Below are 25,628 nucleotides of genomic sequence, written 5' to 3'. Positions count from 1 at the left end.
GAGTTGATCAGACCTTCCCAAGCCATCGTGACCGTGAGTCGTCGCCCACATGCCGCACCGTCGGCCAACCGGCTGGCCGGTCTGCACGTTTCCATCCCCACCCGAGAGATTTCCCCATGACCACGAACGCCACCCCGTTCCGTTTCCCCTTGCGTACCGTGTTGGCGGGCGCCGTGCTTGCGGTCGTGCTTGCCGGCTGCGGCAGCAAGGCCGCCGAGACCGGTGCACCCCCGCCGCCCAGCGTCAGCGTCGCGCCGGTGTTGATGAAGCAGATCAGCCAGTGGGACGAATTCAGCGGCCGCATCGAGCCGGTGGAAAGCGTCGAACTGCGTCCGCGCGTGTCCGGCTATATCGACAAGGTCAACTACACCGAAGGTGCAGAAGTGAAGAAGGGCGATGTGCTCTTCACCATCGACGAGCGTAGCTACCGTGCCGAGTTCGCGCGTGCCAACGCGTCGATGGTGCGTGCCCGCACCCAGGCCACGCTGGCACGTAGCGAAGCGGCGCGTGCACGCAAACTGTCCGAGCAGCAGGCCATCTCCACCGAAACCTGGGAGCAACGCCGTGCCGCCGCCGACCAGGCCGACGCCGACCTGCAGGCCGCCCAGGCCGCGCTGGACACCACCAGGCTCAACCTGGACTGGACGCGCGTACGCGCTCCCATCGATGGCCGCGCCGGGCGTGCGATGGTCACCGCCGGCAATCTGGTCACCGCCGGCGACAGCGCCAGCGTGCTGACCACCCTGGTGTCGCTGGACAAGGTGTTCGTCTATTTCGACGCCGACGAAGGCACCTTCCTGCGTTATTCGCAGATGGCCCGCAACGGCGAGCGCCCGGACGAACGTGGCGGCGAGTTGCCGGTGCGGATCGGGCTGGTCGGCGAGCAAGGCTTCCCGCACACCGGACGCGTGGATTTCCTGGACAACCAGGTGACCCGCAGCACTGGCACCATCCGCGTCCGCGCGGTGCTGGACAACGCGCAGCGGCAATTCACGCCGGGGTTGTATGCGCATGTGCAGTTGCTGGGCAGCGGCCAGTTCAAGGCGATGCTGGTTGACGAAAAGGCCGTGCTCACCGATCAGGACCGCAAGTATGTGTACGTGGTGGGCAAGGACGGCAAGGCGCAGCGCCGCGACGTGGAGCTCGGCCGCAGTGCCGACGGCCTGCGCATCGTGCGTAGCGGCCTGGCCGCCGGCGACCGCGTGGTGGTCGATGGCGTGCAGAAGATCTTCATGCCCGGCATGCCGGTGGACGCCAAGACCGTGGCTATGGCGCCGGCGGCGGACAAGCGCACCGCTTCTAATTAGGTATCGCCAACGCACGTTGCGCGCCGTCGCGCCTGGCTGGCGACGGCGTACCAGCTGCAATGGCTGTACTGCTGTATCGCTGCATCGCAGCTCATGACCGCCGGCCTGCTCATCAGGCCGGACCGGGGCCGCCGTGCCGCGCCGCCACCCGGCGGCAACCTCTTTCAGGACCATCCCAATGGACTTTTCCCGTTTTTTCATCGACCGGCCGATCTTTGCCGCGGTGCTGTCGATCATCATCTTCGCGGCCGGCCTGATCGCCATGCCGCTGCTGCCGATCAGCGAATACCCCGAAGTGGTGCCGCCGAGCGTGCAGGTGCGCGCGGTGTATCCGGGCGCCAACCCCAAGGTCATTGCCGAAACCGTCGCCACGCCGCTTGAGGAAGCCATCAACGGCGTGGAAAACATGATGTACATGAAGTCGGTGGCCGGCTCGGACGGCGTGCTGGTGGTCACCGTGACCTTCAAGCCCGGCACCGACCCGGACCAGGCGCAGGTGCAGGTGCAGAACCGCGTCAGCCAGGCGCAGGCGCGTCTGCCCGAGGACGTGCGCCGCCAGGGCGTGACCACGCAGAAGCAATCGCCGACGCTGACCATGGTCGTGCATCTGACCTCGCCCAAGGGCAAGTACAACTCGCTGTACCTGAGCAACTACGCCACCTTGAAGGTCAAGGACGAGCTGTCGCGCCTGCCGGGCGTGGGCCAGATCCAGATCTTCGGTGCCGGCGACTACGCCATGCGCATCTGGTTGAACCCGGACAAGGTGGCCGCACGCGGGCTCACCGCCAGCGATGTGGTCGCCGCCATCCGCGAGCAGAACGTGCAGGTTTCCGCCGGCCAGCTCGGTGCCGAGCCCATGCCCAACAAGAGCGATTTCCTGCTCTCGATCAATGCGCAAGGCCGCCTCACCACCGAAGAAGAGTTCGGCAACATCGTCATCCGCAGCGGCAACAGCGGCGAGATCGTGCGGCTGAGCGATGTGGCGCGCCTGGAGCTGGGCGCCGGCAACTACACCCTGCGCTCGCAGCTGGATAACCAGAACGCGGTGGGCATGGGCGTGTTCCAGTCGCCCGGTGCCAATGCGATCGAATTGTCCGATGCGGTGCGCGCCAAGATGGCCGAGCTGGAAAAGCAGTTCCCGCAGGACATGGCCTGGTCGGCCGCGTATGACCCGACCGTGTTCGTGCGCGATTCGATCAGCGCGGTGGTGCACACGTTGCTCGAAGCGGTGCTGCTGGTGGTGCTGGTGGTGATCCTGTTCCTGCAGACCTGGCGCGCTTCAATCATTCCGTTGCTGGCAGTACCGGTGTCGGTGGTCGGTACGTTCGCTGCGTTGTACCTGCTGGGCTTTTCGATCAATACGCTGAGCCTGTTCGGTTTGGTGCTGGCGATCGGCATCGTGGTCGACGATGCGATCGTGGTGGTGGAAAACGTCGAGCGCAACATCGAAGAGGGTTTGAGCCCGCTGGCGGCGGCGCATCAGGCCATGCGCGAAGTGTCCGGGCCGATCATCGCCATCGCGTTGGTGCTGTGCGCGGTGTTCGTGCCGATGGCGTTCCTGTCGGGTGTGACCGGCCAGTTCTACAAGCAGTTCGCAGTGACCATCGCCATTTCCACGGTGATTTCGGCGATCAATTCGTTGACCTTGTCGCCGGCATTGGCGGCGATGTTGCTCAAGTCGCACGACGCGCCCAAGGATGGTCCGTCGCGGTTGATCGACCGTCTGTTCGGCTGGTTGTTCCGCCCGTTCAACCGTTTCTTCAACACCAGCTCGCACAAGTACCAAGGTGCGGTGTCGCGTGCGCTGGGCAAGCGAGGTGCGGTGTTCGTGGTCTACCTGCTGCTGCTGGTCGGTACCGGTTTCATGTTCAAGCTGGTGCCGGGCGGCTTCATTCCGACCCAGGACAAGCTGTATCTGATTGCCGGTACCAAGCTGCCGGAAGGATCGTCGCTGGAGCGCACCAATGAAGTGATCCGCCAGATCACCCAGATCGCGCTGCAGACCGACGGTGTGGATCACGCAATCGCGTTCCCCGGCCTGAACCCGCTGCAGTTCACCAATACGCCCAATACCGGCACGGTGTTCCTGACGCTCAAGCCGTTCAGTCAGCGCAGCCGCACCGCCGCGCAGATCAATGCGGAAATCAACGCACGCATCAGCCAGATCCAGCAGGGCTTCGCGTTCGCCTTCATGCCGCCGCCGATTCTGGGCCTGGGCCAGGGCTCGGGCTATTCGCTGTACATCCAGGACCGTGCCGGCCTGGGCTATGGCCAGCTGCAGAGTGCGGTGAATGCGATGTCCGGTGCGATCTCGCAGACGCCGGGCATGCAGTTCCCGATCGGCACTTACCAGGCCAACGTCCCGCAACTCGACGCCAAGGTCGACCGCGACAAGGCCAAGGCGCAGGGCGTGCCGCTGACCAACCTGTTCGACACGCTGCAGACCTATCTGGGCTCGGCCTATATCAACGACTTCAATCGCTTCGGTCGTACCTATCAGGTGATCGCCCAGGCCGATGGACAGTTCCGCGACAGCGTGGAAGACATCGCCAACCTGCGCACGCGCAACGCCAACGGCGACATGGTGCCGATCGGCAGCATGGTCACGCTGGGCCAGACCTACGGCCCGGACCCGGTGATCCGCTACAACGGCTACCCGGCGGCCGACCTCATCGGCGAAGCGGACCCGCGCGTGCTGTCGTCCACCGAGGCCATGCAGAAGCTGTCCAGCATGGCGCCGCAGGTGCTGCCCAACGGCATGAACATCGAATGGACCGACCTGAGCTATCAGCAGTCCACGCAAGGCAACTCGGCATTGATCGTGTTCCCGATGGCGGTGTTGCTGGCGTTCCTGGTGCTGGCGGCGCTGTACGAAAGCTGGACCCTGCCGCTGGCGGTGATCCTGATCGTGCCGATGACCTTGCTGTCTGCGTTGTTCGGTGTGTGGCTCACCAATGGCGACAACAACGTGTTCGTGCAGGTGGGTCTGGTGGTGTTGATGGGGCTGGCGTGCAAGAACGCGATCCTGATCGTGGAGTTCGCCCGCGAACTGGAAATGCACGGCAAGGGCATCGTCGAAGCCGCACTGGAAGCCTGCCGCCTGCGCCTGCGTCCGATCGTGATGACCTCCATCGCCTTCATCGCCGGCACCGTGCCGTTGGTGTTCGGCCATGGTGCCGGCGCCGAAGTGCGCTCAGTCACCGGTATCACGGTGTTCGCCGGCATGCTCGGTGTCACCTTGTTCGGCCTGTTCCTGACTCCCGTGTTCTACGTGGCGCTGCGCAAGTGGGTGACCCGTCGCGGGCCCGCGACACCGCCCGCAGTTGCGCACGATCACGCGCACGTCAACGCCTGAGCGCGTTGCTTCCCCTCACATACATTCGAAGGATTTACACATGAGCAACACCAAGATCGCATTGGTCACCGGCGCAACCCGCGGCATCGGCCTGGAGACCGTTCGGCAATTGGCCACCGCCGGCGTGCACACCCTGCTGGCCGGCCGCAAGCGCGACGACGCCGTGGCCGCCGCACTGAAATTGCAGGCCCAAGGCCTGCCGGTAGAAGCCATCCAGCTCGACGTCAACGACGACATCAGCATCGCCGCCGCGGTGGGCACGGTGGAGCAGCGCCATGGCCATCTGGACATCCTGATCAACAACGCCGGCATCATGATCGAGGACATGCAGCGCGCCCCGTCGCAGCAGAGCCTGGAGGTGTGGAAGCGTACCTTCGACACCAACGTGTTCGCAGTCGTCGAGGTGACCAAGGCCTTCCTGCCGCTGCTGCGTCGCTCGCTGGCCGGGCGCATCGTCAACGTGTCGAGCATCCTCGGTTCGCTGACCTTGCACAGCCAGCCCGGCTCGCCGATCTACGACTTCAAGATTCCTGCCTACGACGCTTCCAAGAGCGCGTTGAACAGCTGGACGGTGCATCTGGCCTATGAGTTGCGCGACACCGCCATCAAGGTCAATACGGTGCATCCGGGTTACGTCAAGACCGACATGAACGGTGGCGGCGGCGAAATCGAAGTGGAGCAGGGTGCGCATAGCAGCGTGCAGATGGCGTTGTTGGATGCACACGGCGCCACCGGCAGCTTTACCCATCTGGGAGAGGTGTTGCCATGGTAAGAAACGTCCTGAGTGTGGCCCTGGCCGCGCTTGTGCTCAGCGGTTGCGCGGTCGGGCCGGATTACCGTCCCGATCCGCCGGCGGCAGTGACGCTGCAAGGCGCGCAAGACCCGGCATACAGCGCGCAGTCGCCGGTGGGCAACTGGTGGTCGCAGTTCGACGACCCGGTGCTGGAGCAGTTGGTGCGCGACGCCTTGTTCGCCAACCACGATCTGCGCATCGCCGTGGCGCGCGTCAAGCAAGCGCGCGCGGTGTTTGTCGAGCGTCGTCTGGATCAGGCGGCGCATATCACTGCGCAGGGCAGCTTCGATCGTCGCGAACAGCAGCAGGTGATCGCCGGCAATCAGCGCTTTCTGACCGAGCAGACCACGCTCGGTCTGGATGCGGCCTGGGAGCTGGACCTGTTCGGCCGTCAGCGGCGTGCATCGGAGGCCGCGCGTGCCGACCTGGATGCCGAGCAGGCCAACCTGCAGGACGTGCAGGTCACCGTTGCTGCCGAAGTGGCGCGCAACTATTTCGAACTGCGCGGCACCCAGAAGCGGCTGGATGTCTCCAAGCGCACGCTCACCAACCTGCGCGACACCCAGAAGCTGACGCAGACGCGTTGGGATCTGGGGGCCGGCAGCGAGCTGGACGTGCAGAGCAGCCTGGCGCGGTTGAAGGCGATCGAAGCGGATATTCCGCTGCTGGAAACCGCCGAGGCGCAATATCGCCATCGTCTGGCTGTGTTGCTGGGTCAGCAACCCGATGCCTTGGATGCCACCTTGGCCGCGCGCGAGATGCCGGCGTTCGCGCGCCCGCTGCCGCTGGGCGATACCGCCGGCTTGCTGCGTCAGCGTCCGGATGTGCGCGGCGCCGAGCGCCGCCTGGCGGCAGCCACCGCGCAAGTGGGCGTGGCCACTGCCGACCTGTTTCCGCGCATCAGCGTGAGCGGGTTTGTCGGCTTCCTGACCGGCGACGCGGCTAGGTTGACCGAAGGCAACGCCAAGGCCTGGTCGGTCACCCCGTCGATCAGCTGGGCCGCCTTCGACTTCGGCACCGTGCGTGCGCGCTTGCGTGCCAGCAAGGCGCAGGCCGAAGGCGCGTTGGCGCAGTATCAGCAAACCGTACTGCTGGTGCTGGAAGACACCGAAAACGCGTTGATCGGCTATGGCCGCCAGCAAGCGCGTCTGGCCATCGTGGTGGAGCAGGCCACTGCCGCGCGGCGTGCCGAGCAGCTGGCGCAGATCCGCTACCGCGAGGGCTCGGAAGACTTCCTCACCCTGCTGGATGCGCAGCGCACCCAACTGGCTGCCGACGATGCGTTGGCGCAGGCCGAAGCGGCAGTGAATGTCGGCGTGGTTGGCGTGTACAAGGCGCTCGGTGGTTGGAAGCAGGACCAAGCACCCGCGGCACCGGTGGCCGTGGTCAATCGTTGAGCGATGCGTGCGGGGCGGCCAGTGGGTCGCCCCGCAGTTCTGGCTGCAGCGTCAGAGCTAAACGGGGCGGTCGAACGCGTGCGGGCGATGGCTGGCGATACTGGCCATGTATCCGACGCCGCCAGTTCGCGCACCTCGGCTGACAGGCGCGCTACCGGCGCTTTCGTCACCACCATCGCATTCGCGACCAAGGCGTAACCCATCTGCCAGGTGCGTATGCCTACGCAGACCCGGACGCTTCCATGCCGCCAGGTGCCTATTCGGCAACCCGCACGCTGTCGCGTCCGCCGTTCTTGGCCAGATACAGCGCCGCATCGGCACGCGAAAACCAGTCCTGCCAATGCGTTTCGCCATCGTGGCGCGCCGCGCCCAGCGAGACGGTGATGCGCCCGCCGGGTCCGCGCAAGCCGTTGCGTATCACCTTGCGCAGGCGTTCGGTGGCCGCTTCCAGTTCGGCCAGCGAGCCGGCACGCAGCAGCACCACGAATTCTTCGCCACCAAAACGGAAGACCTGGTGCGGTTCGCGTACTTCAAAGCGCAGGATGGTGGCCAGATCCGAGAGCGCCGCATCGCCAGCGGCATGCCCGTACAGATCGTTGACCTCCTTGAAGTGATCCAGATCCAGGATGATCAGGCTGTTGAGCCGGTCGTGCGGTTGGCGTTGATCGATCTGGTGGGTCAGCGCACGTTCCAGCATGCGACGGTTGGGCAAGCCGGTCAGCGCATCCAGCGAGGCCAGTTCTTCCAGGTGCACGCGGTCGTCCTGCATTCGCAGCGAAAACGCGTAGCCCACCGCCAGCGTCACCAGCGTCACCACGATCGTCGACACGCCCTGGCCGGGGCTGGTGATCAAGCCTGGCAAGAACAACAAGGCGGCCAGCAGCGGCAAGCTCAACAACACCGCGCGTCGCGGCCCGCACAGGAAATAATTGGTGGCCAGCACCGGGAACAGCCAGGGCAGGGCGCCGTCGCCACCGGTCCAGCACGCCACCAGGCACCCGCCGACGTTGATCGACGCCAGCCACACGCCGCCGGCGCCGGTGTCTTCGGCACTGCGCATCTGCCAGCCGCGCCATAACGCGAGCACGCCCAGCGCCGCGGTGACCAGGCACGCAACTACCTGACCGGTCATGGCCAAATACACCGCATAGAGGCAAAGCAACAGCGCGGTGATTGGCCCGAGCATCTTGACGATGCCGAGTCGAAAATCCCGCCGCAGGTGGAGGATCACAGGGAAGGTTCGATAGGAGTCGGCATCATTATCGGCAAAGTGCGGTCAAAGTTGAGCGTGTCTTCATCGCCGCAACGGGTAGGAAAGTGAAGCGTTGCAGCGCAAGGCTTCGCACATCCTTGACGGCGCTGCCGCAAACGTATCGTTTTGGTTGTCGGAGTCTGCCATGCCCACCCGCGAAGAACTGGCCACGCGCCTGGACGCGTTGCAGGAAGAGTTGCCCAAGTTGTCGGCAGATGAAGATGCGGATTTCGACTACCTGGATTTTCAGGCGCGTGCCGAAGCGATCCTGAGTAGTGCCGCGCAGGACGATGCCGCCTATGTGCGCACGCGTATCGACGGCATGCTGGCCGGTGCGGGCCTGATCCCCTCCGACGACGCGGGCCACGCCTGCGGCTGAGGCCTCGTCTTGGCATGAGCGCATGTGCCTGAACGTTCGTCGCTGCAATGCGCGCGCCGGCGAATGATCCGAGCATCTTCGTTCAGGCGCCCGCACCCGGGTTCGCCAAGCGCGCGCGATGCGGATCTGAGCGTCGACCGCGCGACACAGGCCTCTGCGACAGACCGCAGCACCACGACCGGCTGCTTGCGTTCAGGCCCCGGATGCAAGCACATCCGCGCTCACGACCTGATTGCGGCCACCCTGCTTGGCGCGATACAGCGCCGCGTCCGCCCGTTGCAGTAACGAGGCCACGGTGCTGGCGTGAGCGGGAAAGCTGGCCGCGCCGAACGAGGCGGTGACCTTCGGCAGACAGACGCCATCGCCCATGACCTGCAGGGCCTCGATGCCGGCGCGCAATTTCTCCGCCATCATGCACGCGGTTGGCAGATCGACTTCAGGCAGGATGATCGTCAATTCTTCGCCGCCGTACCGGCAGCAGATGTCTTCGCCACGCGTCTGCGCCAGCAACAATTCGCCAATGGCCGCCAGCACGCGGTCGCCGCCGCTGTGCCCGTGCAGGTCGTTGAACCGCTTGAAGTGATCCACATCCAGCATCAGCACCGATAACGGCAGCGCCCGGCGCGTGCAGCGCGCCAATTCGTGACTGAGGGTTTCTTCCAGATAGCGGCGGTTGTACAGGCCTGTCAGCGGGTCGCGGATCGACTGCTGGCGCAGCGTTTCGCGCAAGCGCTGGTTGTGTAGCGCCAAGGAGAGTTGTTCTGCCGCCGCCTCGGCCACGGTCAACGAGGCAAGATCGTCAGGGTCTTCGCTACGCAATGCCAGCATTCCCAATTGCGTGCCCTGCGCCGATAGCGGAATACAGGCCGTGGCCGCATGCGCCGGGAGGTTGACGCCGGCATGCTGGCACAGCATGCCCTGGCCGGCGTCCATCACCACATGGGTGCGGTCGCGGCGCAGCGCCCAGCAGTTGTCCGGCGCGATGCTGGCACTGGCGTCGTCGGCCATCTCGCCCCAGGCGACCACCTGTTCGGCGCGATCGCGCGAGGCGCGTAGCAAGTAGACCGCGCCGGCGGCACCGGGAATCAGCGGTGCAATCGTGCGTGCAGTGATTTCCAGCGCTTCTTCGGCATCGCGGCAGTTCTGCAGCAACCCGGAGTAGCGTGCCAGCGCCTCCAGACCAGCGGAGGTGCGTTCGAGTGCGGCAAACGACTCGATCAGGCGCTCGCTGGTCCGGCTGGCGTCGTCTTCGGCACGCGTACGCCGTTCCAGCTCGCGCGACAACAAGCGGTAGGCCAGCAACATCACCAGCAAGCCACTGGCAATGCCGATCACGGTCACCCACAGCACCCACTGTGCGCTGCGTGTGGTGGCTGCATTGCGCCTGATCAGTTGCTGCCGCTCCAGCTCCGTCATGGTCTGCACCTGGCGGCTCAGCGATGAAGAGGTCTGGAACACCCCGCGCGCGATGGCGGCACGCGCGCCATCCAGGCCTTGCTTGCGATAGCTATGCAATAACTCGTCGATCTGCGCCAGGCGCGCGTCCACCAAACGGCTCAGCACGACCACATTGCGCCGCTGCGTCGGGTTGTCCTGCACCAGGGCGTCCAGCCGCACGATGCGCTCGGGCAGGCGGCCGATCGCATCGGCATACACGCCCAGAAAGGCCTCATTGTCGGTCAGGACATAGCCGCGCGCCGACGATTCCGCCGACAGCATGCCCGCCTGGATCTCGTCGATGCTGGCGATCACTTCCTGCGTGTGCGTCACCCAGCCGGCGTCCGACAGCGAACGCTGCGTCGTGAGATACCCGCCCACGCCGATCAGGACAAAGATCAGCCCGCCCACCAGCAAGGCCCCGGCAGCGCGACGTTTGGTTCTTTTGGTCAACACCGCGTTCCCCGGCACGATTGTCTGGTCGAGTTCGATGCAAGCCGCGTGCCTACGCTCCACTTCGCTTGCCGAGTCAGCTGGCAGACGGCACATCGCCCCCGGCCGCAGCGTCATGGCGGTATGCTGGCAAGCAGTCACCGAAAAGGGCGCCCGTTGGTCATTTTTCTAGGCAATTACCAGCTCACCTGTCATGCCGCCAAGGGCGATACCCCCGCCCATGGCTGGGTTGCCGGCTGGGATATCGCGCAGATCGGCATCGGCCGCGGCGCGACCCTGGCAGGCGCTGCGCTGTCGTCGACCTTTCCCGACCATCGCAGCGCCATGTCCGCCGCCCGCATTGCCGGCATGGTCACGCTCGAAGCCATGCACGCCAAAGCGCAGGAGCAGCGCGAGCACGCCTGACCGACAGGTCTTGACGGCTGCCACGCGGTTTGCTCTGGGCTGATCAGGCCGCCGTCGAGCGTCTCTGGCTTAAGTGCAATGGACGAGCCCAATAAAGCGTCCTGGCGCTGCTGCAACACGAAGCCAGCGCGTTGCTGGCCTTGTGCGATCAACTCGGCGGCGATGCCGTCCCGCGTTGTGCAACTGCCGACGACCTTGCAGGCGCCCTGGTTCGTCGCGATGAGCACGAACATGCCGCGCGCGTCACTAACTGACGCAGTGCGCGCAGCCTGCATCGGTCCTTCGCAATCTCCAACGCCTGGACCTCTGCATCGGGGAATCCCGGCCTGGGCCGTGTGTCTCAGGGCTGAGGCTGAAGCGGGCGGGCAGGGTCAGGACGCACTGACGCACGTCGGTGACCCGCGCGCTTTCGGTGGCCTCGCTGTTAAACGAACGCTTCAATGGTGAGGTGGCTTATGCCTTCTGGATCGCTGTGGCACGCCTCGTCCTCACCAAAGGAAGGCCGCTGCTGCCAGCGTTGCTGCCAAGCCTGGAACATGAGGATGGGCCATAGATGCGTGTGCCACTTTCGTTGACCTGCGATGAACGCTTGCCACAGTTGCGTCACCACCTCGACGTCGAAGACGCCTTGCTCTTCGAGTTTTGAAGGAACCAGCAAGTCTTCAGCCCACTCGCGTAGGGGGCCGCGTAGCCAGCGGCCGACTGGCGCACCGAAGCCTCGCTTTGGTCGATAGATAAGCTCCTGCGGCAGATACAGTTCGAGCAGGCGCTTCAAAATGTATTTTTGCTCCCCGCGAACCATTTTGAGCTTGAGCGGAATCTGCCAGGCAAGCTGAAATACCTGGTGATCCAGGAAGGGGGAAGACGTGTTCAGGCCATGCAGCATGCACGCGCGGTCGACTTTGGTCATGAGTCCTTCCCCAAGTTCCATCGCAATGTCCATAAAGAGAACGCGCTCGCCTGGGGATCCGACGGTCAGCTGATCCATGGGTGTGTCATAGATCGTGGGGTACTCCATGGAGCCAAGCACGGCGCAGTGGGGGTTGCGCCAACGCGAGACTCTGAGCAGGTAGCTCTCTTCCACCGAGCGACTGATCGTCTCCCCCAGGGCCGCTCGCCATCCGCCCAAACGGGCCGACTCCTTCGTGTAGAGGCCCCGGCGACGCAGCAAACTGCGCAGAGTGTCCGGGATCATGGAGGTCAAGCGCGCATTGCGCAGTGCACGCGCATAAGCGGCATGGCCGAAGAATAATTCGTCGCCTCCATCGCCTGTCAGCATGTGACTGACGTGGCGGCGCGCGGAGCCTGCTGCAAGCAGTGTCGGAATCTGGGACGAGTCCGCAAAAGGTTCGCAAAACGCCTGCGATAACTCCGGCAGAATGGCCACGGCCTGCTGATCGCTGATGCGTTGTTGGAAATGCCGCGTACCGAGATGGCTCGCCACCTTCTGCGCCCAATCCATTTCGTCGTGATCGGCATCCTCAAATCCGATGGTCACGGTATCGACAGGCGTTGAGCGTTGCGACTGCAAGAGGGACGTGATGAGGCTGGAATCGGTTCCTCCCGACAGGAATGAACCAGTCCTGCTATCGCTGACGCGATCAACCGCCATCGAGAGCGCATCCTGCAGGCGGCTCATCGCACGCTCTTCGGCGACATGCTCTCTTGCTTGGATCAAGTTGCTGACATTTCTTTTTGCATGCCAGTAGCGCGATCCCTCGTTAGGGTCGTGATGAGGCGCACCGCGTTCCACATCCAGCGTGCTGAAAACTTGAACGGTTCCTGCCGCTAGTTTGAAGATGCCTCGATGGATGCTGTAGGGCGATGGAATGTAGCCGTATCGCAGCAAGAGTGTCAGCGCATTCCGATCGAGCGAGTTACTGAAGCCGTGAGACGACGCGATGGCTTTGAGTTCAGAAGCAAACACAAGACCCTGATGTGTCCAGCCATAGTACAGGCTGCATTGACCGATGCGGTCGCGTACTAGCGACAGCGTGTGTAATCGACGATCAAGGATGGCCAGGCAGAAGCTACCATCGATGAGCTCTAGGGTTCGCCGCAGCCCCAGCGACTGAATGCTTTGCGCGATCCTTGTGGCAGAGGTGTCGCTCTCACAAGCCTCTGGTGTCCTGTAAAGCGGCGCAAGGCCATTGGCGCGTCCAGCGAAGGCAACAAGATAACGACCATCGGCAGAAAAGCCCATGCGAGACCCCGGGGTGCCAGAGCTCTCGCATGCGGCAAGTACCAGGGATGCGTCAACGACGGTTGCCACACACGCTTTATCTCCCCGGTGCTTCATCACGGCAACCATCGCACTCCCAAGCCGTCTTAGCTTGTCGCTGTCTTTGTGAGAATTCGGTTCCAACCACAATCCACAGATACCCGACATCTGACCCGTCCGCCCTTGACCGTAGATAGGTGCACTGGGCCGGGCAGCGCGACTTGCTGGCGACGTCGCTCCCGATCCAGTGCGGCGCGCATGGTGGGCTGGTCGTGTGTGGATTCCGCCTGGAAATGATCAAGGAACGGTTGAGAGGGCTCTGCTTTCAGCGCTTTGCATTGACGTCGGTCTGGCGCGCTCCGTCATGTCGAGCGCGTGGATGGCCGTGTGCAACCAGGCGCAGGGATGACTCGAACAGGTGACAGATGGCGCTTGCCCTATCGATCTGCCGACCGCCACGCTGCCGGCAATCGATATCTGCGCCTATGCGAGCCTTCGTTTGATGAGCAACGACAGATCGTTTGGCTGACATCAAGTCTCGTTCCAAGACCAATCGTGTGCGTTAGCTGGCGCCGCATTTGTCGGTAAAGTGCGCGATGACTGTAGGGGTTTTCTGATAATCATCGATTTTTGGTGATTTATGTGACGCAAGTCACTTTAATCATGATTTTTGCCTTGATTTGACATAGTTGTCAGGGCATGTTGCTTGGGCTCCGTCAGTGCGTCGAAATTTTATGGATGGAAATTTTGAGTTAGCGCCCCTTGATTTGGCTTTTGCGCCACTTCCAGGACGACGCGATGCGCCTAATGCTTCTGTTTGGCTCGATGCATCGTTTTCGGTCTATACACCAGCGTTGTTAGAGCCGCCACTTCGAACCCATGAAAAAGTTGGTGATTACCAACGCTTTGAATCAGATGCCCAATGCATTGGCTACCTTTCAGCTCTGTCTTCCCGGATAATCCACGTATGCAGAGGAACTTGGAAGTTCTCTGGTATTGCTGATTTGAGGGCAAATCGCTATGCGACATCAGCCATCAATGCATCCCTTAAAGCAGGGCTTCCAGATGCGCATGGCGTTTTAAATTGGTCCTTGAATTTAGCCAAAAATTTGGGCAATAGCCAAGTTAAGAGCCGCACGGATAATGCGTGGGTCGGTGGAAAAAAACCGTCGGAAGCCTGGCTTGTTTTACCGCAGGCAGATCAACTGCCTTATCTTCTGAGAAACCTCGAAGATTTGCTACAAGGAAAGATCGCCCAGCCGATCAACTGTGCTTTTTTCGAAGCCATTGCGTATCAGATGATCTGCATCCATCCACTTAGTGATACCAATGGACGGGTAACCCGCACTCTCCTGATAAATTTGTCGGGACGCTACCGAAATCTTTATCCGCTCTATATTGCGCATTGCCTGAGCTTTGCTAAACAGCGAACAGGTCAAGCCTGGATGCAGGCATCTTTAACAACCACAAGCCCAGATCTTAGTAATTCAGAAGCGTGGTTGGATCAAATCAAATTGATCTTGCAAAAAATTTCTGACTTAGCAACAGCTGGTTTAGATCCGAGAGCGTTGTGGTCACTTCTTTCATACGGATATGTATCCGAAGACACGCTTTGTGCTGGCAAAAATGCATGCAGTCAAACGCTTGCTGCAAAAATTATGGGGCGTCTACCGGCGCTTTTGGAACAGGAACAGGGGATATTTTACTCTGCCGAGCTTGAAATCCTGATCATCGGAATTGATCGCTCTATTAATAAGGATAGTTATGAAAGTGAATAAAGCGCAGGACGGCAAACCAAAGCAGCTCAAAGCTGCGATCAGGCGAACCATTTATCTGACATTGATCTTGGCTGGTGCAGCAAGCGTGTTGTCGCCCTTGGCATCAGCCTCGGACACCGACGGGACCACAACAATGCCGCCTGTCGAAGTGCCACCTCCCTACATCCCGCCACCGATTGAAAATCCGCCACCGCCCTACTATCCAGATCCAGGCGACGGCGGTGGTGGCGATGGTGGTGGTGGTGGCTCGGGAGAGGATCCGGTGGAGTATTGCAATGAACTCAAAAATCAAAAACCTGCAATGTGCCCCAATCCAATACCGCTTCCAGCAGGCGCAACCTATGCCCAAGATAAATTACCTGGCGCAAGCATCAACGGAAAGTCTACGCTTTTAATGGCGATTGGCTACTCGCAGGGCAGAGCGTTTGGTCCTAACGGGACCACAGCTGCTCCCAATGCGACTGCCGCTTGGCTCATGGATTTTACGTTAAATAAGCAAACTGAGAATTTTACAAAAATCGGACTGCCCTTGAAAGAGGCTACTAAAATTTTTCGAGAAGATCTGAAAATAATATGCGATTATGAAAGCATGGAGTCAAATAAGTATCGCATCCCGGGTCAACTGACTGTGCCAGAGTATTATTGCTTTGAGATCATGAAGGCGCTTGACATTGAGGCCGATGATCAAATGAGCTTTGTTCAATTCTTTATTGATTGGGCAAAACGTTACGCTGTTAATCTTGAAAGATATATTCCCGGAGAAGTCCTTGGCTCGGGGAGTTTAGATAACTCGATTGGAACGAAGTGGCGAGTGACAACGGCGGACGCGGCTTGTTCAAGATGGTGGACCAACTTTCAGCAACACCAATGCAGTCTATAATGGGTGGCACTATGAGAGCAAAAATTACGTTTTCTATGGCAATACTTTCCATCGCACTTGCTGCCTGTGGAAAGCCCGATAAGCCCGCTGTAAATGAAGATGCCGCGAGAGCACAATCTGAAGCGCCCACAACCGTTGACAATGATCAAAGCGCAGCGGCAAATGCAACTCCAAAGACAAGTAATACCCCCGCACTAAGTGGCGTGCAAGATGCACAAGAATACATGTGTAAGAATGGTGTAAATGGCTGCAAGATCAGTGGTCCGTTTGTCGCAAACTCAGAAGCCGAAGCGAAGTGGCTTTTTTCGCATGGCTATCCCACCGAAGCAGAATTGGCTAGGTTGGAAACTTTAAGTTTGGATCAACTGAAAGCAGAGTCGCAGGCCGGCAACCAAGCAGCCACAGTCATTTATGGAAAGAAGACTGCACTGAATGGTCCATTTTATAAAGGTATTGGTATTCTGCGACGAGCAGCAGTGGCCGGAAATCTTTATGCTTACTATGGGTTGTCAGATGTCTATGCAAGCGATGGCGAGAATAAAAATATAGTTGATAGTCTCGCTTACTTGCGACTGGCTTATATCGTGGGCGATAGCAAAGCGTCCGGCGAAATTGCCCGGCGTGGGTTGAGTAGTGTTGAAAATGTTGTTGCCGATGAGCGCGCAGCCTCGCTTTACAAGACATTCTCAAAGTATCAGCGTCCATCCCCAAGACCTATTGAGTAAAAAATTGTATGTAGATGAGGAGGGGGCACCCCCCCTCATCTATTGCTTCAATTCAAGTGTCGATGCGAGGCCTAGCTTGTGCCTAGCTGACGCTCTTCTAGAAGATCTTTAAGTTTATTTGCAGAGATCAACTCTCTACATATGGTAAAGAATAGCCAGGCGCACCATAGCAAGACCGGGAAGGCAAACAGTGACGCACGTTTTTGCTTAGGCACTTCTTTCTCTAAATGTGATTTAAGGACAGGGTCTTTCCATACCTCGCAAAGGATTTTAAGATCTCTCGGGTCGAATGTGGGCGGGATGACTTGTTTGTCGGCAGTGTTTTTGCACTGTTCGACAGTTAAAGTGTCGCTCCTGCTTGAAAAAAGCCCTGTCGTTTTTGCCTCAGTTTCTGAAATATATAAATCGGTCCCTGTCTCTTTCAAGCTAACCAATAAGCTATCTTTTGTTGCAATCACGCCCAAGACGACAGCAAGAAAAATAGATGCTGCGAGAGGGATGAATGGAAGAATCACCCACCACTTAGAGTGAACTCGCTTCGGGTGGATGACATGGCTTTTGAGGTCAAATGCCCAGCCGGCATGCCCAATGAGTTTGATTGGAATATTGTGCAAATCCGAAAAGCCGATGAGAGCCTTAGCGTCTTTAAGCGTTTGGACGCGAATTTGATGTGCCATTCGAAATCCAGCGAGTGCGGAGTGATCCGCCAAATTCTTCCGAATGACTTCGTCTTCAATGTCGTCTTTGCTGATAAATAATCGCAGCACACGGGTGTTGATAGGATGGAGAGAGCCCGAGCGCCAGCATGCAAAGACGGCTGCCGAAAGAAAAGCAATGATAGAGCCAGCAGCGATCTCGCCCGTTAAAAATTTAAGCCATTCCATTTTTTTGCAGCTGCCTTCTGGTTGCTATTGGCGGTCTTTGTTTGCCGTTTGATTGCGGCATCTGGGACCGCATTATACCCACTTCGTACAGGTTTTGTTCATTTTCATTCAATCGTGGGCACTGGCTATCTGCACCCTTCAAAATATGTTTTAAATTCACATCTAATATTCCCTAAGGAAAATACCTAAAAAAGAGAAGGTTAAGGGCCCACATATGGTTGTTTGCTCCGCAAAAACCGTGGGCATCGCTTTCGCGATGAAAAGCCGCTGCTTGCGCATCGGGTAGGGCTAGAAGCTCTGCCTGGAAATGACACAAACCCCGTGATTTATCTCTCAAAAACGGGTCCAGTGGTTTGATCTGGACAAAAGAAAGTTTAGCCATTTTGTTACCAACGCAACGAACAATCCGAGGCTGTATTCGGTGTCGAAGATGTTGGTCGCACTTCGACCGACTCGTTTCATCTCACGAACATGGATGGCTGCGCGTTCAGAAAACAACGGCCCGGCCTTCTTCCTCACTTCTGTGGAAGAGGGCAGCGGGAGATTTTTCAACGCTTCGAGCAGCCGAGCATGGTCTTCGGCTCCGTCAGCAGACAGTTCCATCCCACCCACCTTGATGGTGTAGGGCTGAGCTTCGTTGCCTTGCAATGCGGCCAAAGCCTGGCTCAGCAAATCGTCCTTCATGCTGCTTTCCCCCCGCCGCATCTGATCGAATGCTTCCGAGAGTGCCACAGCCGTTCGTGCCACGGCCAGACGGGCAGCATCACCCAGGGCCAAGCGAACGGGACGGACAAGGTAGCGTGAGCCGATGAGGGCTTGAAGGTCAGTCGGGACGAAAAAGCGCACATAGAGCCCAGCAGGGCGGCGCAGAAAATAAGGCTTCGGCACGGGGTTTGATACCTCGTTTGATACCTAACGCAGGCTCAAACTGAACATCAAACCCCGGGCCTAACCTTCGCAGAATCAAGCACTTACTGCTCTTTTCCGCGATCAGATGGTGGAGGTGGGCGGAATCGAACCGCCGTCCGGAAGCACTCCATCCCCAGCACTACATGCTTAGCCCTCCGTTAGATCTCGTTCCCAGGCAGCACGGTTGGCAAAGCGCACCTGGAAACCAGCCTGCTTTATCTGACCGGTAGCTGACAGGCAGCCACTACCGATGGTTCCGTGATAATGACCCTACACCTACGAGCACGGGCACAAGTAGGTTCGGGGGTTCGCCTTAGGCGGCTGTAGAACTACAACTAAAGCCAATTAAGCGGCGATAGCGAAGTCCGAACCGTAGTTGTCATCGTTGGCAACTAAAAGTTTGCTGCTGGATTAACGAGGAAAGCTGCCCCCTCGGCATGCGCCAAGCGACTTCGCGACCCCCGTCGAAACCAGTGCACCCCCGGGGAAAGCAGTAAAACGCTGACCAGGTCAGTGTAGGGATCGGCGCGCCCTGTCACAAGTGGTGAGATGCGCAACGCTTACAGTGGCTTCAGTCCCTTACCGAACGGAACAGTCTGCAAACGAAGGAGCGAAGCGATGGCGACAGGCAAGCCCCCACGTTCGAAACCTGCACGCGCGCTACCGCGCAAGGCGGCTGCAAGCACGCAACAACCGGCGCGGCCGCACGTTGCACGTGCGCAGCAGGCCGGAGCCCGGGAGCCCGCGGCGACCCGCGTGCAGGGCAAGGCGCGCACGGTGATCTACATCCATGGCATCGGCAACAAGCCGCCGGCTGATGTGCTGCGTTGTCAGTGGGACAAGGCCTTGTTCGGGCGGCCCATGGGCGAGCGTACGCGGCTGGCGTACTGGGTCAATCGCGAGCGGTATCCGGTGGCCGAGCCGGGCAATTGCGATGCGCGCGATGTGGGTCCGGCGCTTAATCAAAGCGTGCAGCGCGCCTTGAGCACGCTTGGCCTGGTGCCGGGCGAACAGGACCTGCACCTGTTGGCAGACGCGCTGGCGCAGAGCGAGCAGGAACGTGCCGATCTGCATCGGCTGCTGGACGAGCTTCAGGGCGCGTCCGTGCCCGGCGCCGTGCAGGCCAAGGGGGCGATCGATGCGATCAACCGGGTGTTGCTGCGGCTGACTGCCGTTCCCCGAGTGCGTACAGCGCTGGATCAATGTGGCCGAAACGCGCGACCCGATCGCGCTGGACCCGGACCTCACCGACGACATCGCCAATGCGAAAGGACGTTTCGAAAACCTGGCCGCTGCGCGCTTGAATCCGGACTGGCAGCACAACCCGCATTCGGTTTCGGGCTATCTGTCGATTCCGCAGGTGCGCGCCGCGGTGCGCCAAGCCGTGGGCGTGGGCTTCGATCAGCCGGTGTCCAATGCAGTGCTGATCAAGGACCTCAGCGAGCAGCTCGAAGCGCATGGCCCGGAGCACCGACACGATGTGCTGATCGAGCTGGATCGGCGCGTGTTGGGGAACGATCCTGCCGGTGTGCGCGCATTGCTGCTGCAGCATGTGCGCGAAGCCGCTGCGCGCACCACCGGCCTGAGTGGCGATGCGCTGGATGAGGCGATCGAGCTGGAAGACAGCCTGCAGCGTTTCGTGTCTGCGCGGCTCACCCGGTTCGAGATCGAATCGCTGCAGGATCGCTATCGCACGTTGGGTTTTCGGCGGGTGTGGCGCGATGCCGGAAAACGCGCGTTGATCCATGTGTCGGGCAATGTGCTGCATGCCGATGCGGCACGCACGGCGTATCGCGCGCGCGGGCAGCAGATCGGTTGGGCGGTGATGGATACCGGCATCGCGGCCGGTCACCCGCACTTTTTCCTCAAGGGTGAGCGCGACAACGTGGTGGCACAGTGGGATTGCACGCGGCGCGGTGCGCCCAAACGGTTGACCCGCGCCGACGGCACGACGTTTACCCGGCTCGATCGGCATGGGCACGGCACGCATATCGCCGGCATCATCGCCGGGCAGTGTCACGCTTGGATCCCGGATGCGAGCGGCACGCCCGGGCGTAGTCTTGAATTTTCCGGCATGGCGCCGGATACCCAGCTGTATGGCTTCAAGGTGCTCGACGATGCCGGAAACGGCCGCGACTCGTGGACGATCAAGGCGGTGCAGCAGGTGGCCGACATCAACGAGCGCGCCGGCGAGCTGATCATCCAAGGCGTCAACCTGAGTCTGGGCGGCTGTTTCGACCCGGAGAGCTACGGCTGCGGGTTTACGCCGTTGTGCAATGAATTACGCCGGCTGTGGCGGCAAGGCGTGCTGGTGGTGATCGCTGCCGGCAACGAGGGCCTGGCCTGGTTGATGCGCAACGATGGCGATGCGTATGCGGCCAACATGGATCTGTCGATCAGCGACCCCGGCAATCTGGAAGACGCCATCGTGGTCGGCTCGGTGCACAAGAGCAGCCCGCATAACTATGGCGTATCGTATTTTTCCTCGCGCGGGCCGACCGCCGACGGCCGCAGCAAGCCGGATGTGGTTGCGCCAGGGGAGAAGATCCTGTCGGCCTACTACGACTTCGACCCGGACGACCCGGCGAGCCTGATGGTGGAGATGAGCGGCACCAGCATGGCCGCACCGCATGTCTCCGGCGTGCTGGCGGGGTTCCTATCGGCGCGCCGCGAGTTCATCGGCTTCCCCGATCGGGTCAAGCAACTGCTGCTGGATACCTGTACCGACCTGCAGCGCGACCGCTATGTGCAGGGCAGGGGAGTGCCGAATTTGATGCGGATGCTTGGAGCGACGTGATTCGGGAGTCGGGATTGGGGATTCGCAAGAGCGGCGGGCTAGCCTCACCGCGCTGCATGTGTGGATCGCAAGCCAGCAGTGCGAAAGGCCACGCACAGCCGCTGTAACCAATCCCTAATCCCGAATCAACAATCCCAGCTCCTCACGCATCGCGATTATGCCGCCGCATCACGCGCTGCTTGTCGCGCTGCCAATCGAGGTCCTTGGCGGCGTCGCGCTTGTCGTGATTCTGCTTGCCCTTGGCCAGGGCGATTTCCAGCTTGACCTTGTTGCTGCTCCAGTACAGCGCGGTAGGCACCAGGGTGTAGCCTTCGCGCTCCACGCGGGTGAGCACCTTGTCGATCTCGGCGCGGTGCAGCAGCAGTTTGCGGTCGCGCCGTTCCACTGGCACCGTGTGAGTGGAGGCCTGGATCAGCGGCGTGATCTGCGCGCCGATCAGGTAGATCTCGCCGGAGCGCACATAGGCATAACCGTCGACGATGTTGGCGCGGCCGGCGCGGATCGCCTTGACCTCCCAGCCCTGCAGTGCCAGGCCGGCTTCGTAGCGTTCTTCCAGGTGGTATTCGTGGCGCGCACGCTTGTTCAACGCGATGGTTTTCGTGGCCTTCGCGCCGTTTGCTTTATCCTTGGTCTGTTTCTTGCTCATCTGCCCATTGTCGCCGATTCGGTGTCGTCAAACGATCTTCCGTCTTTCACAAGTTAGCGAATGCCTACCATCCGTCGCAGCGCCCTAGTCGAACACAGTGCCACCCGCATGTTCGATCTGGTCAATGATGTCGCCGCCTACCCGCGCCGCTTCGGCTGGTGCGACGCTGCCAATGTGCTTGAGCAGGACCAGGCGCACATCGTGGCGCGCCTGGATTTGGGGCTGGGGTCGTTCCGCACCTGGTTCACCACCGAGAACATCCTCGAGCGCCCGGAGCGCATCGTCATGCATCTGCGCGACGGCCCGTTCAAGCGCCTGGAAGGCTTGTGGGAGTTCCAGGCGCTGGGCGAGGGCGCCTGCAAGGTGAGTCTGACCCTGGAGGTGGAGACCAGCTCGCGGCTGCTTGGCCCGGCGCTGGCGCTGGGCTTTCAGGGCTTGGCCGACCGCATGGTCAACGATTTCGTGCGCGTCGCCGATCGCGGCGACGTCTAGGTTGCGCGGCGGCATGCGTATCGACGTGGTGCTGGCCTGGCCGGATCGCTACAGCTCGGTAGAGCTGGAATTGCCTGAAGGCGCAACGGTGGCCGACGCCGTCGCCACGTCCGGTTTGGCGTTGCAGCAAGCCCCTGCTGCGCATGCGGTGCACGGGCTGGTCGCGCGGCCGGAGCAGGTGTTGCGCGACGGCGACCGGGTCGAATTGCTCAGGCCGCTGTTGCTGGATCCGAAAGAGGCGCGGCGCAGGCGTGCCGGACCAGGCAAGAAAGCCGGCGCCAACAGCTAGCGACTTCCAACGCTGCGAGGACGTACTTGGCCTCACTGCAAACCAAGCGCTTCTGCCCGTTGTCTTGAAGACTTCGATGTATTCGATGAGTTCGAACGAGCGCGGCTCGACCTAAGACATGCAACAACAAGTGCGATGGACCGGTCCTGGGCTCGGCGCTGCGGGGTCACTGAAGCGCTCTTTGGCGTCAGGCAAAACGAAAAACGCATCCGTTCAAAGGGATGCGTTTGGGTCCGGTCAGGCGATCACGACACCGCAGAGCCACCACATCAACGGCCGCGCTGCTTCTTCTTGTCGCGTGCCAGGTTGCGGCCGAACTGCTTGGGCGCGGCTTTGGCCAGCTGCTCGTCCTGCGACGGGAAGTAGTCGCCTTCCCAGCGTGCGACCTGTTCGTTCTCGAAGAACACAGTGAAATTCTTGATCTCGGTACGCGCCAGACGGTCCACGCGCTGCGTGGAGGTGTAGTCCCAGCGCTGGGCATGGAACGGGTCGGGGATCGAGGGCGTGCCCAGCAACGCGCTGACCTGCTGCTTGCTCTGGCCTACCTGCAGTTGCTCCACGGCGTTCTGTTTGATCAGATTGCCCTGGTAGATCGGCTGCTTGTAGATGATGCCGCAGCCAGCGGTGGAAAGAGCAACGGCGGCGACCAGCAGGAGATTGCGCATCGGGGATTAAGTGCTGAGGAAATCACGCCGATGATACACTTCCGCCGGTCGCCGCGACCCGTTTGATGGCAGCTGGCGCTAAATCGCCAATGAACGGAGAACGTATGGAAACCCACGACCTGCGCAAAGTCGGGCTCAAGGTGACCCATCCGCGCATGCGGATCCTGGAACTGCTCGAGCAGAAGAGCAATCAGCATCACCTCAGCGCAGAAGACATCTATCGCCAACTGCTCGACCACGGCGACGAGATCGGCTTGGCCACGGTCTACCGGGTGCTGACCCAGTTCGAGGCGGCCGGCCTGGTGCTGAAGCACAATTTCGAAGGCGGGCAGGCCGTCTACGAGCTGGATCGCGGCGGTCACCACGACCATATGGTGGACGTGGACACTGGTCACGTGATCGAGTTCGAGAGCGAGGAAATCGAGGCGCTGCAGCGCCAGATCGCCGCCAAGCATGGCTATGAACTGGAAGAGCACTCGCTGGTGCTGTACGTACGCAAGAAGCGTCCGCGCTGAGCTGGGGCCTAGCGCTGGTGCGAATGACAAGGCGGCTTCGGCCGCCTTGTCCGTTGTGGGGCGTGTTGGTGGATTCGATGCACGGCCTTCCCCCATCCACCCTTCGGGCACCTTCCCTCGCGGGCGGGGGAAGGGAGCCGGCGGGCGGCCGTTCGCAGTGCAGCAGACAGATCGCGCTCAGCCAGACAGCGCTTCTCCCGCGGGCGGGAGAAGGTGGCGCGCAGCGCCGGATGAGGAACAACCGCATTTGCGCCTGTCGTGGTCGCGTCGCAGCGATGTCGCCCCCATCCGTCCTTCGGACACCTCCCCCCGCAGGAGGAGGGAGCCTTGTCACCGGCGGAGGGAACGGGGAGTCTGAATTTGTGGGCAGCTCGCCCGGTCAGGCGCTCTGCAACAGCTTGCGGGCGGCCGCGCGCGCTTCCTTGCTCACTTCCACACCACCCAGCATGCGTGCCAATTCTTCCTGGCGGGCCTGCGGGCCGAGCAGTTCGACCGCGCTCTGGGTCATGCCGTCCACCGGCGCCTTGCTGACCCGGTAATGCGCATGGCCCTTGGCGGCGACCTGCGGCAGGTGGGTGACGCACAGCACCTGGCGCTCTTCGCCCAACGCGCGCAGCTTCTGCCCGACGATGTCGGCCACCGCGCCGCCGATGCCCGAATCCACTTCGTCGAACACCATGGTCGGCACGCTGTCCAGGCCCAACGCCGCCACTTCGATGGCCAGCGAAATGCGCGACAACTCGCCACCGGAGGCAACCTTGCGCAAGGCGCGCGGGGGCTGCCCGGCGTTGGCGGCGACCAGAAATTCCACCCGCTCGGCGCCATTGGGGTCTGGCCGGGCGCTCTCGTGCGGCTGCAGCTGGATCAGGAACTGCCCGCCACCCATGCCCAACTCGCCGATCAGCGCCGTGGTCGCGGCCGACAACGCCTCGGCGGCGGCGGTGCGGCTGTCGCTGAGCGCACCGGCCGCGTTGCGCCAGGCGCCGGTGGCGGTTTCGATGTGCTTGTCGAGCTGCTGCAGGCGCTCGTCGGCGCCGCGCAGGTTCTCGACTTCGGCGCTTAGATGGTCGCGATGCGCGGCCAGCTCGTCCGGTGTGACGCGGTGTTTGCGCGCCAGATCGTGCAGACGGCCGAGGCGGCGCTCCATCACCTCGAACTGGGCCGGGTCGGCCTCCAGGTCGTCGCGCACGCGGTCGAGCAGGGCCAGCGCTTCCTCGATCTGGATGACGGCGCTGTCCAGCAACGCGTCCACCTCGCCCAGCCGCGGCTCGTGCTCGGCCACGCGCGATAAATCGTGGCGGCTGTCCTGCAACAGGCCCAGGGCGCTGGCGCCGTCGTCGCCGTTGAGCTGCTGGGCGACGCTGTCGCAGGCGCCGATCAACGCGGTGGCATGGGCCTGGCGGCGGTGATTGACGTCCAGTGCGGCAATCGCGGCCGGGTCCAGGTCCTCGCGTTCCAGTTCGGCCAGCTGGTGTTCCAGAAAGCCGATCCGGTCTGAAACATCGCCCTGCGCGGAGAGGGCATCGCGCTCGTCCAGTAGCGCCTGCCAGCGTTGGCTGGCCTGGCGCACCTGCTCGCGCTGGGCGCTGTTGCGGGCGTAGGCATCGAGCAGGGCGAGCTGGCTATGCCGGGCCATCAGCGCCTGGTGCTCATGCTGGCCATGAATTTCGACCAGTTTCGAGGCCAGTTCCGCCAGCTGCGAGGAGGTGACCGGGCGGCCGTTGATCCACGCGCGCGAGCCACCGTCGGCGCGGATGATCCGGCGCAGCTGGCATTGCGCCTCGTCGTCGAGTTCGTTATCGGCCAGCCAGCCCAGCCCGGGGTGCTCGGCCGGCAGCTGGAATTCGGCCGACAGTTCGGCGCGCTCGGCGCCATGACGGACCACGCCGCTGTCGGCGCGCAGGCCGGACAGGAAGCCCAGCGCGTCCACCATCAGCGACTTGCCGGCGCCGGTTTCGCCCGATACCACGGTCATTCCCGGCCCGAATTCCAGTTCGGTGGCACGGACAACGGCGAAATCCTTGATCGAGAGGTGTCTGAGCATGAGGT

General features: G+C 61.5%; 19 protein-coding genes, 1 other RNA gene and 3 pseudogenes. 14 read left to right on the top strand and 9 right to left on the bottom strand.

What is annotated here, in order from left to right; all coding sequences use genetic code 11:
- From J7367_RS04430 to J7367_RS04410, 5 genes and pseudogenes are all read left to right on the top strand, one after another.
- Positions 1 to 120: pseudogene (locus J7367_RS04430) on the top strand (SDR family NAD(P)-dependent oxidoreductase); the annotation flags it as partial.
- The gene (locus J7367_RS04425; RefSeq protein WP_057662753.1) at positions 117 to 1,307 is read left to right on the top strand and encodes an efflux RND transporter periplasmic adaptor subunit; all 1,191 of its coding nucleotides are present in this window, start codon (positions 117 to 119) and stop codon (positions 1,305 to 1,307) included. The pseudogene J7367_RS04430 and the gene J7367_RS04425, both read left to right, overlap by 4 nt.
- A gap of 178 nt (positions 1,308 to 1,485) precedes the next feature.
- The gene (locus J7367_RS04420; protein WP_014089792.1) at positions 1,486 to 4,662 is read left to right on the top strand and encodes an efflux RND transporter permease subunit; all 3,177 of its coding nucleotides are present in this window, start codon (positions 1,486 to 1,488) and stop codon (positions 4,660 to 4,662) included.
- Between the two features lie 40 nt (positions 4,663 to 4,702).
- Positions 4,703 to 5,434: an SDR family oxidoreductase gene (locus J7367_RS04415; RefSeq protein ID WP_007972098.1), complete on the top strand. Its 732-nt coding sequence runs from the start codon at positions 4,703 to 4,705 to the stop codon at positions 5,432 to 5,434.
- Positions 5,428 to 6,852, top strand: coding sequence for an efflux transporter outer membrane subunit (locus tag J7367_RS04410; protein WP_057662755.1), 1,425 nt, complete (start codon positions 5,428 to 5,430; stop codon positions 6,850 to 6,852). Before J7367_RS04415 ends, J7367_RS04410 begins: the two co-directional genes overlap by 7 nt.
- Before the next feature lie 256 nt (positions 6,853 to 7,108).
- On the opposite strand, the gene J7367_RS04405 is transcribed toward J7367_RS04410, so the two are convergent.
- Entirely contained in the window at positions 7,109 to 8,083 is a 975-nt protein-coding gene (locus tag J7367_RS04405) for a GGDEF domain-containing protein (protein ID WP_057662758.1), read from the bottom strand.
- Between the two features lie 94 nt (positions 8,084 to 8,177).
- Between J7367_RS04405 and J7367_RS04400 the strand changes: the two genes are divergently transcribed.
- Complete coding sequence (locus J7367_RS04400; protein ID WP_057662761.1) at positions 8,178 to 8,483, top strand: hypothetical protein; 306 nt, start codon at positions 8,178 to 8,180, stop codon at positions 8,481 to 8,483.
- A 192-nt stretch (positions 8,484 to 8,675) separates the two neighbouring features.
- Here J7367_RS04400 and J7367_RS04395 read toward each other — a convergent pair whose 3' ends face one another.
- Entirely contained in the window at positions 8,676 to 10,331 is a 1,656-nt protein-coding gene (locus J7367_RS04395; RefSeq protein ID WP_057662766.1) for a diguanylate cyclase, read from the bottom strand.
- Positions 10,332 to 10,529: 198 nt separating this feature from the next.
- Here J7367_RS04395 and J7367_RS04390 point away from each other — a divergent pair, with 198 nt between their 5' ends.
- A complete protein-coding gene (locus tag J7367_RS04390) occupies positions 10,530 to 10,778 on the top strand; it encodes a hypothetical protein (RefSeq protein ID WP_033481556.1) in 249 nt (82 codons plus the stop codon).
- A 424-nt stretch (positions 10,779 to 11,202) separates the two neighbouring features.
- Here the strand turns inward: J7367_RS04390 and J7367_RS04385 are convergent, their stop codons facing one another.
- On the bottom strand, positions 11,203 to 12,981 hold the full coding sequence (locus J7367_RS04385) for an asparagine synthase-related protein (RefSeq protein ID WP_176215059.1): 1,779 nt from the start codon (positions 12,979 to 12,981) through the stop codon (positions 11,203 to 11,205).
- Positions 12,982 to 13,733: 752 nt separating this feature from the next.
- On the opposite strand from J7367_RS04385, the gene J7367_RS04380 reads away from it, so the two are divergent.
- From J7367_RS04380 to J7367_RS04370, 3 genes are read left to right on the top strand one after another with little or no spacing between them, the layout of a single operon-like run.
- Entirely contained in the window at positions 13,734 to 14,777 is a 1,044-nt protein-coding gene (locus tag J7367_RS04380; protein ID WP_176215060.1) for a Fic family protein, read from the top strand.
- Complete coding sequence (locus tag J7367_RS22200; RefSeq protein ID WP_244672257.1) at positions 14,764 to 15,657, top strand: hypothetical protein; 894 nt, start codon at positions 14,764 to 14,766, stop codon at positions 15,655 to 15,657. Before J7367_RS04380 ends, J7367_RS22200 begins: the two co-directional genes overlap by 14 nt.
- 11 nt (positions 15,658 to 15,668) lie before the next feature.
- Complete coding sequence (locus tag J7367_RS04370) at positions 15,669 to 16,382, top strand: hypothetical protein (RefSeq protein WP_244672256.1); 714 nt, start codon at positions 15,669 to 15,671, stop codon at positions 16,380 to 16,382.
- Between the two features lie 71 nt (positions 16,383 to 16,453).
- Here J7367_RS04370 and J7367_RS04365 read toward each other — a convergent pair whose 3' ends face one another.
- The 3 genes and pseudogenes from J7367_RS04365 to ssrA all read right to left on the bottom strand — a co-directional run bounded on the left by J7367_RS04365 (position 16,454) and on the right by ssrA (position 18,658).
- Positions 16,454 to 17,266 carry a DUF6216 family protein gene (locus J7367_RS04365; RefSeq protein ID WP_209028899.1) on the bottom strand — a complete coding sequence of 271 codons (813 nt, stop codon included), beginning with the start codon at positions 17,264 to 17,266 and terminating at the stop codon, positions 16,454 to 16,456.
- Between the two features lie 387 nt (positions 17,267 to 17,653).
- Positions 17,654 to 18,154 (bottom strand): annotated as a pseudogene (locus J7367_RS04360) (integrase); the annotation flags it as partial.
- 107 nt (positions 18,155 to 18,261) lie between these two features.
- Positions 18,262 to 18,658: a transfer-messenger RNA gene (ssrA, locus tag J7367_RS04355) on the bottom strand.
- Positions 18,659 to 18,793: 135 nt separating this feature from the next.
- Between ssrA and J7367_RS04350 the strand changes: the two are divergent.
- Positions 18,794 to 20,972, top strand: a pseudogene (locus J7367_RS04350) (S8 family peptidase).
- A gap of 142 nt (positions 20,973 to 21,114) precedes the next feature.
- Here J7367_RS04350 and smpB read toward each other — a convergent pair.
- A complete protein-coding gene (smpB, locus tag J7367_RS04345) occupies positions 21,115 to 21,618 on the bottom strand; it encodes an SsrA-binding protein SmpB (protein ID WP_057660308.1) in 504 nt (167 codons plus the stop codon).
- Between the two features lie 60 nt (positions 21,619 to 21,678).
- Here smpB and J7367_RS04340 point away from each other — a divergent pair, with 60 nt between their 5' ends.
- Together J7367_RS04340 and J7367_RS04335 are read left to right on the top strand one after the other, a co-directional pair.
- Positions 21,679 to 22,110, top strand: coding sequence for a type II toxin-antitoxin system RatA family toxin (locus J7367_RS04340; RefSeq protein ID WP_005913723.1), 432 nt, complete (start codon positions 21,679 to 21,681; stop codon positions 22,108 to 22,110).
- 1 nt (position 22,111) lies between these two features.
- A complete protein-coding gene (locus J7367_RS04335) occupies positions 22,112 to 22,399 on the top strand; it encodes an RnfH family protein (RefSeq protein ID WP_057660306.1) in 288 nt (95 codons plus the stop codon).
- Between the two features lie 269 nt (positions 22,400 to 22,668).
- Here the strand turns inward: J7367_RS04335 and bamE are convergent, their stop codons facing one another.
- On the bottom strand, positions 22,669 to 23,064 hold the full coding sequence (gene bamE, locus J7367_RS04330; protein ID WP_007964666.1) for an outer membrane protein assembly factor BamE: 396 nt from the start codon (positions 23,062 to 23,064) through the stop codon (positions 22,669 to 22,671).
- 104 nt (positions 23,065 to 23,168) lie between these two features.
- On the opposite strand from bamE, the gene fur reads away from it, so the two are divergent.
- On the top strand, positions 23,169 to 23,579 hold the full coding sequence (gene fur, locus J7367_RS04325) for a ferric iron uptake transcriptional regulator (RefSeq protein WP_005988392.1): 411 nt from the start codon (positions 23,169 to 23,171) through the stop codon (positions 23,577 to 23,579).
- Positions 23,580 to 23,958: 379 nt separating this feature from the next.
- On the opposite strand, the gene recN is transcribed toward fur, so the two are convergent.
- Positions 23,959 to 25,623 carry a DNA repair protein RecN gene (gene recN, locus J7367_RS04320; RefSeq protein WP_057660305.1) on the bottom strand — a complete coding sequence of 555 codons (1,665 nt, stop codon included), beginning with the start codon at positions 25,621 to 25,623 and terminating at the stop codon, positions 23,959 to 23,961.
- Positions 25,624 to 25,628: the final 5 nt, after the last annotated feature.

Source organism: Xanthomonas sp. D-36-1 (assembly GCF_017746155.1).
Classification (GTDB): Bacteria; Pseudomonadota; Gammaproteobacteria; order Xanthomonadales; family Xanthomonadaceae; genus Xanthomonas; species Xanthomonas cissicola.
Note: the sequence above shows the minus strand (reverse complement) of the source record. Positions and strands in the feature narration are given on the sequence as shown.

Excerpts from the sequence above, each read along its gene's own strand:
- J7367_RS04420 (WP_014089792.1), top strand. The coding sequence starts at position 1,486 with ATGGACTTTTCCCGTTTTTTCATCGACCGGCCGATCTTTGCCGCGGTG.
- bamE (WP_007964666.1), bottom strand. The coding sequence starts at position 23,064 with ATGCGCAATCTCCTGCTGGTCGCCGCCGTTGCTCTTTCCACCGCTGGC.
- J7367_RS04365 (WP_209028899.1), bottom strand. The coding sequence starts at position 17,266 with ATGGAATGGCTTAAATTTTTAACGGGCGAGATCGCTGCTGGCTCTATC.
- J7367_RS04415 (WP_007972098.1), top strand. The coding sequence starts at position 4,703 with ATGAGCAACACCAAGATCGCATTGGTCACCGGCGCAACCCGCGGCATC.
- J7367_RS22200 (WP_244672257.1), top strand. The coding sequence starts at position 14,764 with ATGAAAGTGAATAAAGCGCAGGACGGCAAACCAAAGCAGCTCAAAGCT.
- J7367_RS04385 (WP_176215059.1), bottom strand. The coding sequence starts at position 12,981 with ATGGGCTTTTCTGCCGATGGTCGTTATCTTGTTGCCTTCGCTGGACGC.
- fur (WP_005988392.1), top strand. The coding sequence starts at position 23,169 with ATGGAAACCCACGACCTGCGCAAAGTCGGGCTCAAGGTGACCCATCCG.
- recN (WP_057660305.1), bottom strand. The coding sequence starts at position 25,623 with ATGCTCAGACACCTCTCGATCAAGGATTTCGCCGTTGTCCGTGCCACC.
- J7367_RS04340 (WP_005913723.1), top strand. The coding sequence starts at position 21,679 with ATGCCTACCATCCGTCGCAGCGCCCTAGTCGAACACAGTGCCACCCGC.
- J7367_RS04425 (WP_057662753.1), top strand. The coding sequence starts at position 117 with ATGACCACGAACGCCACCCCGTTCCGTTTCCCCTTGCGTACCGTGTTG.
- J7367_RS04370 (WP_244672256.1), top strand. The coding sequence starts at position 15,669 with ATGAGAGCAAAAATTACGTTTTCTATGGCAATACTTTCCATCGCACTT.
- J7367_RS04380 (WP_176215060.1), top strand. The coding sequence starts at position 13,734 with ATGGATGGAAATTTTGAGTTAGCGCCCCTTGATTTGGCTTTTGCGCCA.
- smpB (WP_057660308.1), bottom strand. The coding sequence starts at position 21,618 with ATGAGCAAGAAACAGACCAAGGATAAAGCAAACGGCGCGAAGGCCACG.
- J7367_RS04410 (WP_057662755.1), top strand. The coding sequence starts at position 5,428 with ATGGTAAGAAACGTCCTGAGTGTGGCCCTGGCCGCGCTTGTGCTCAGC.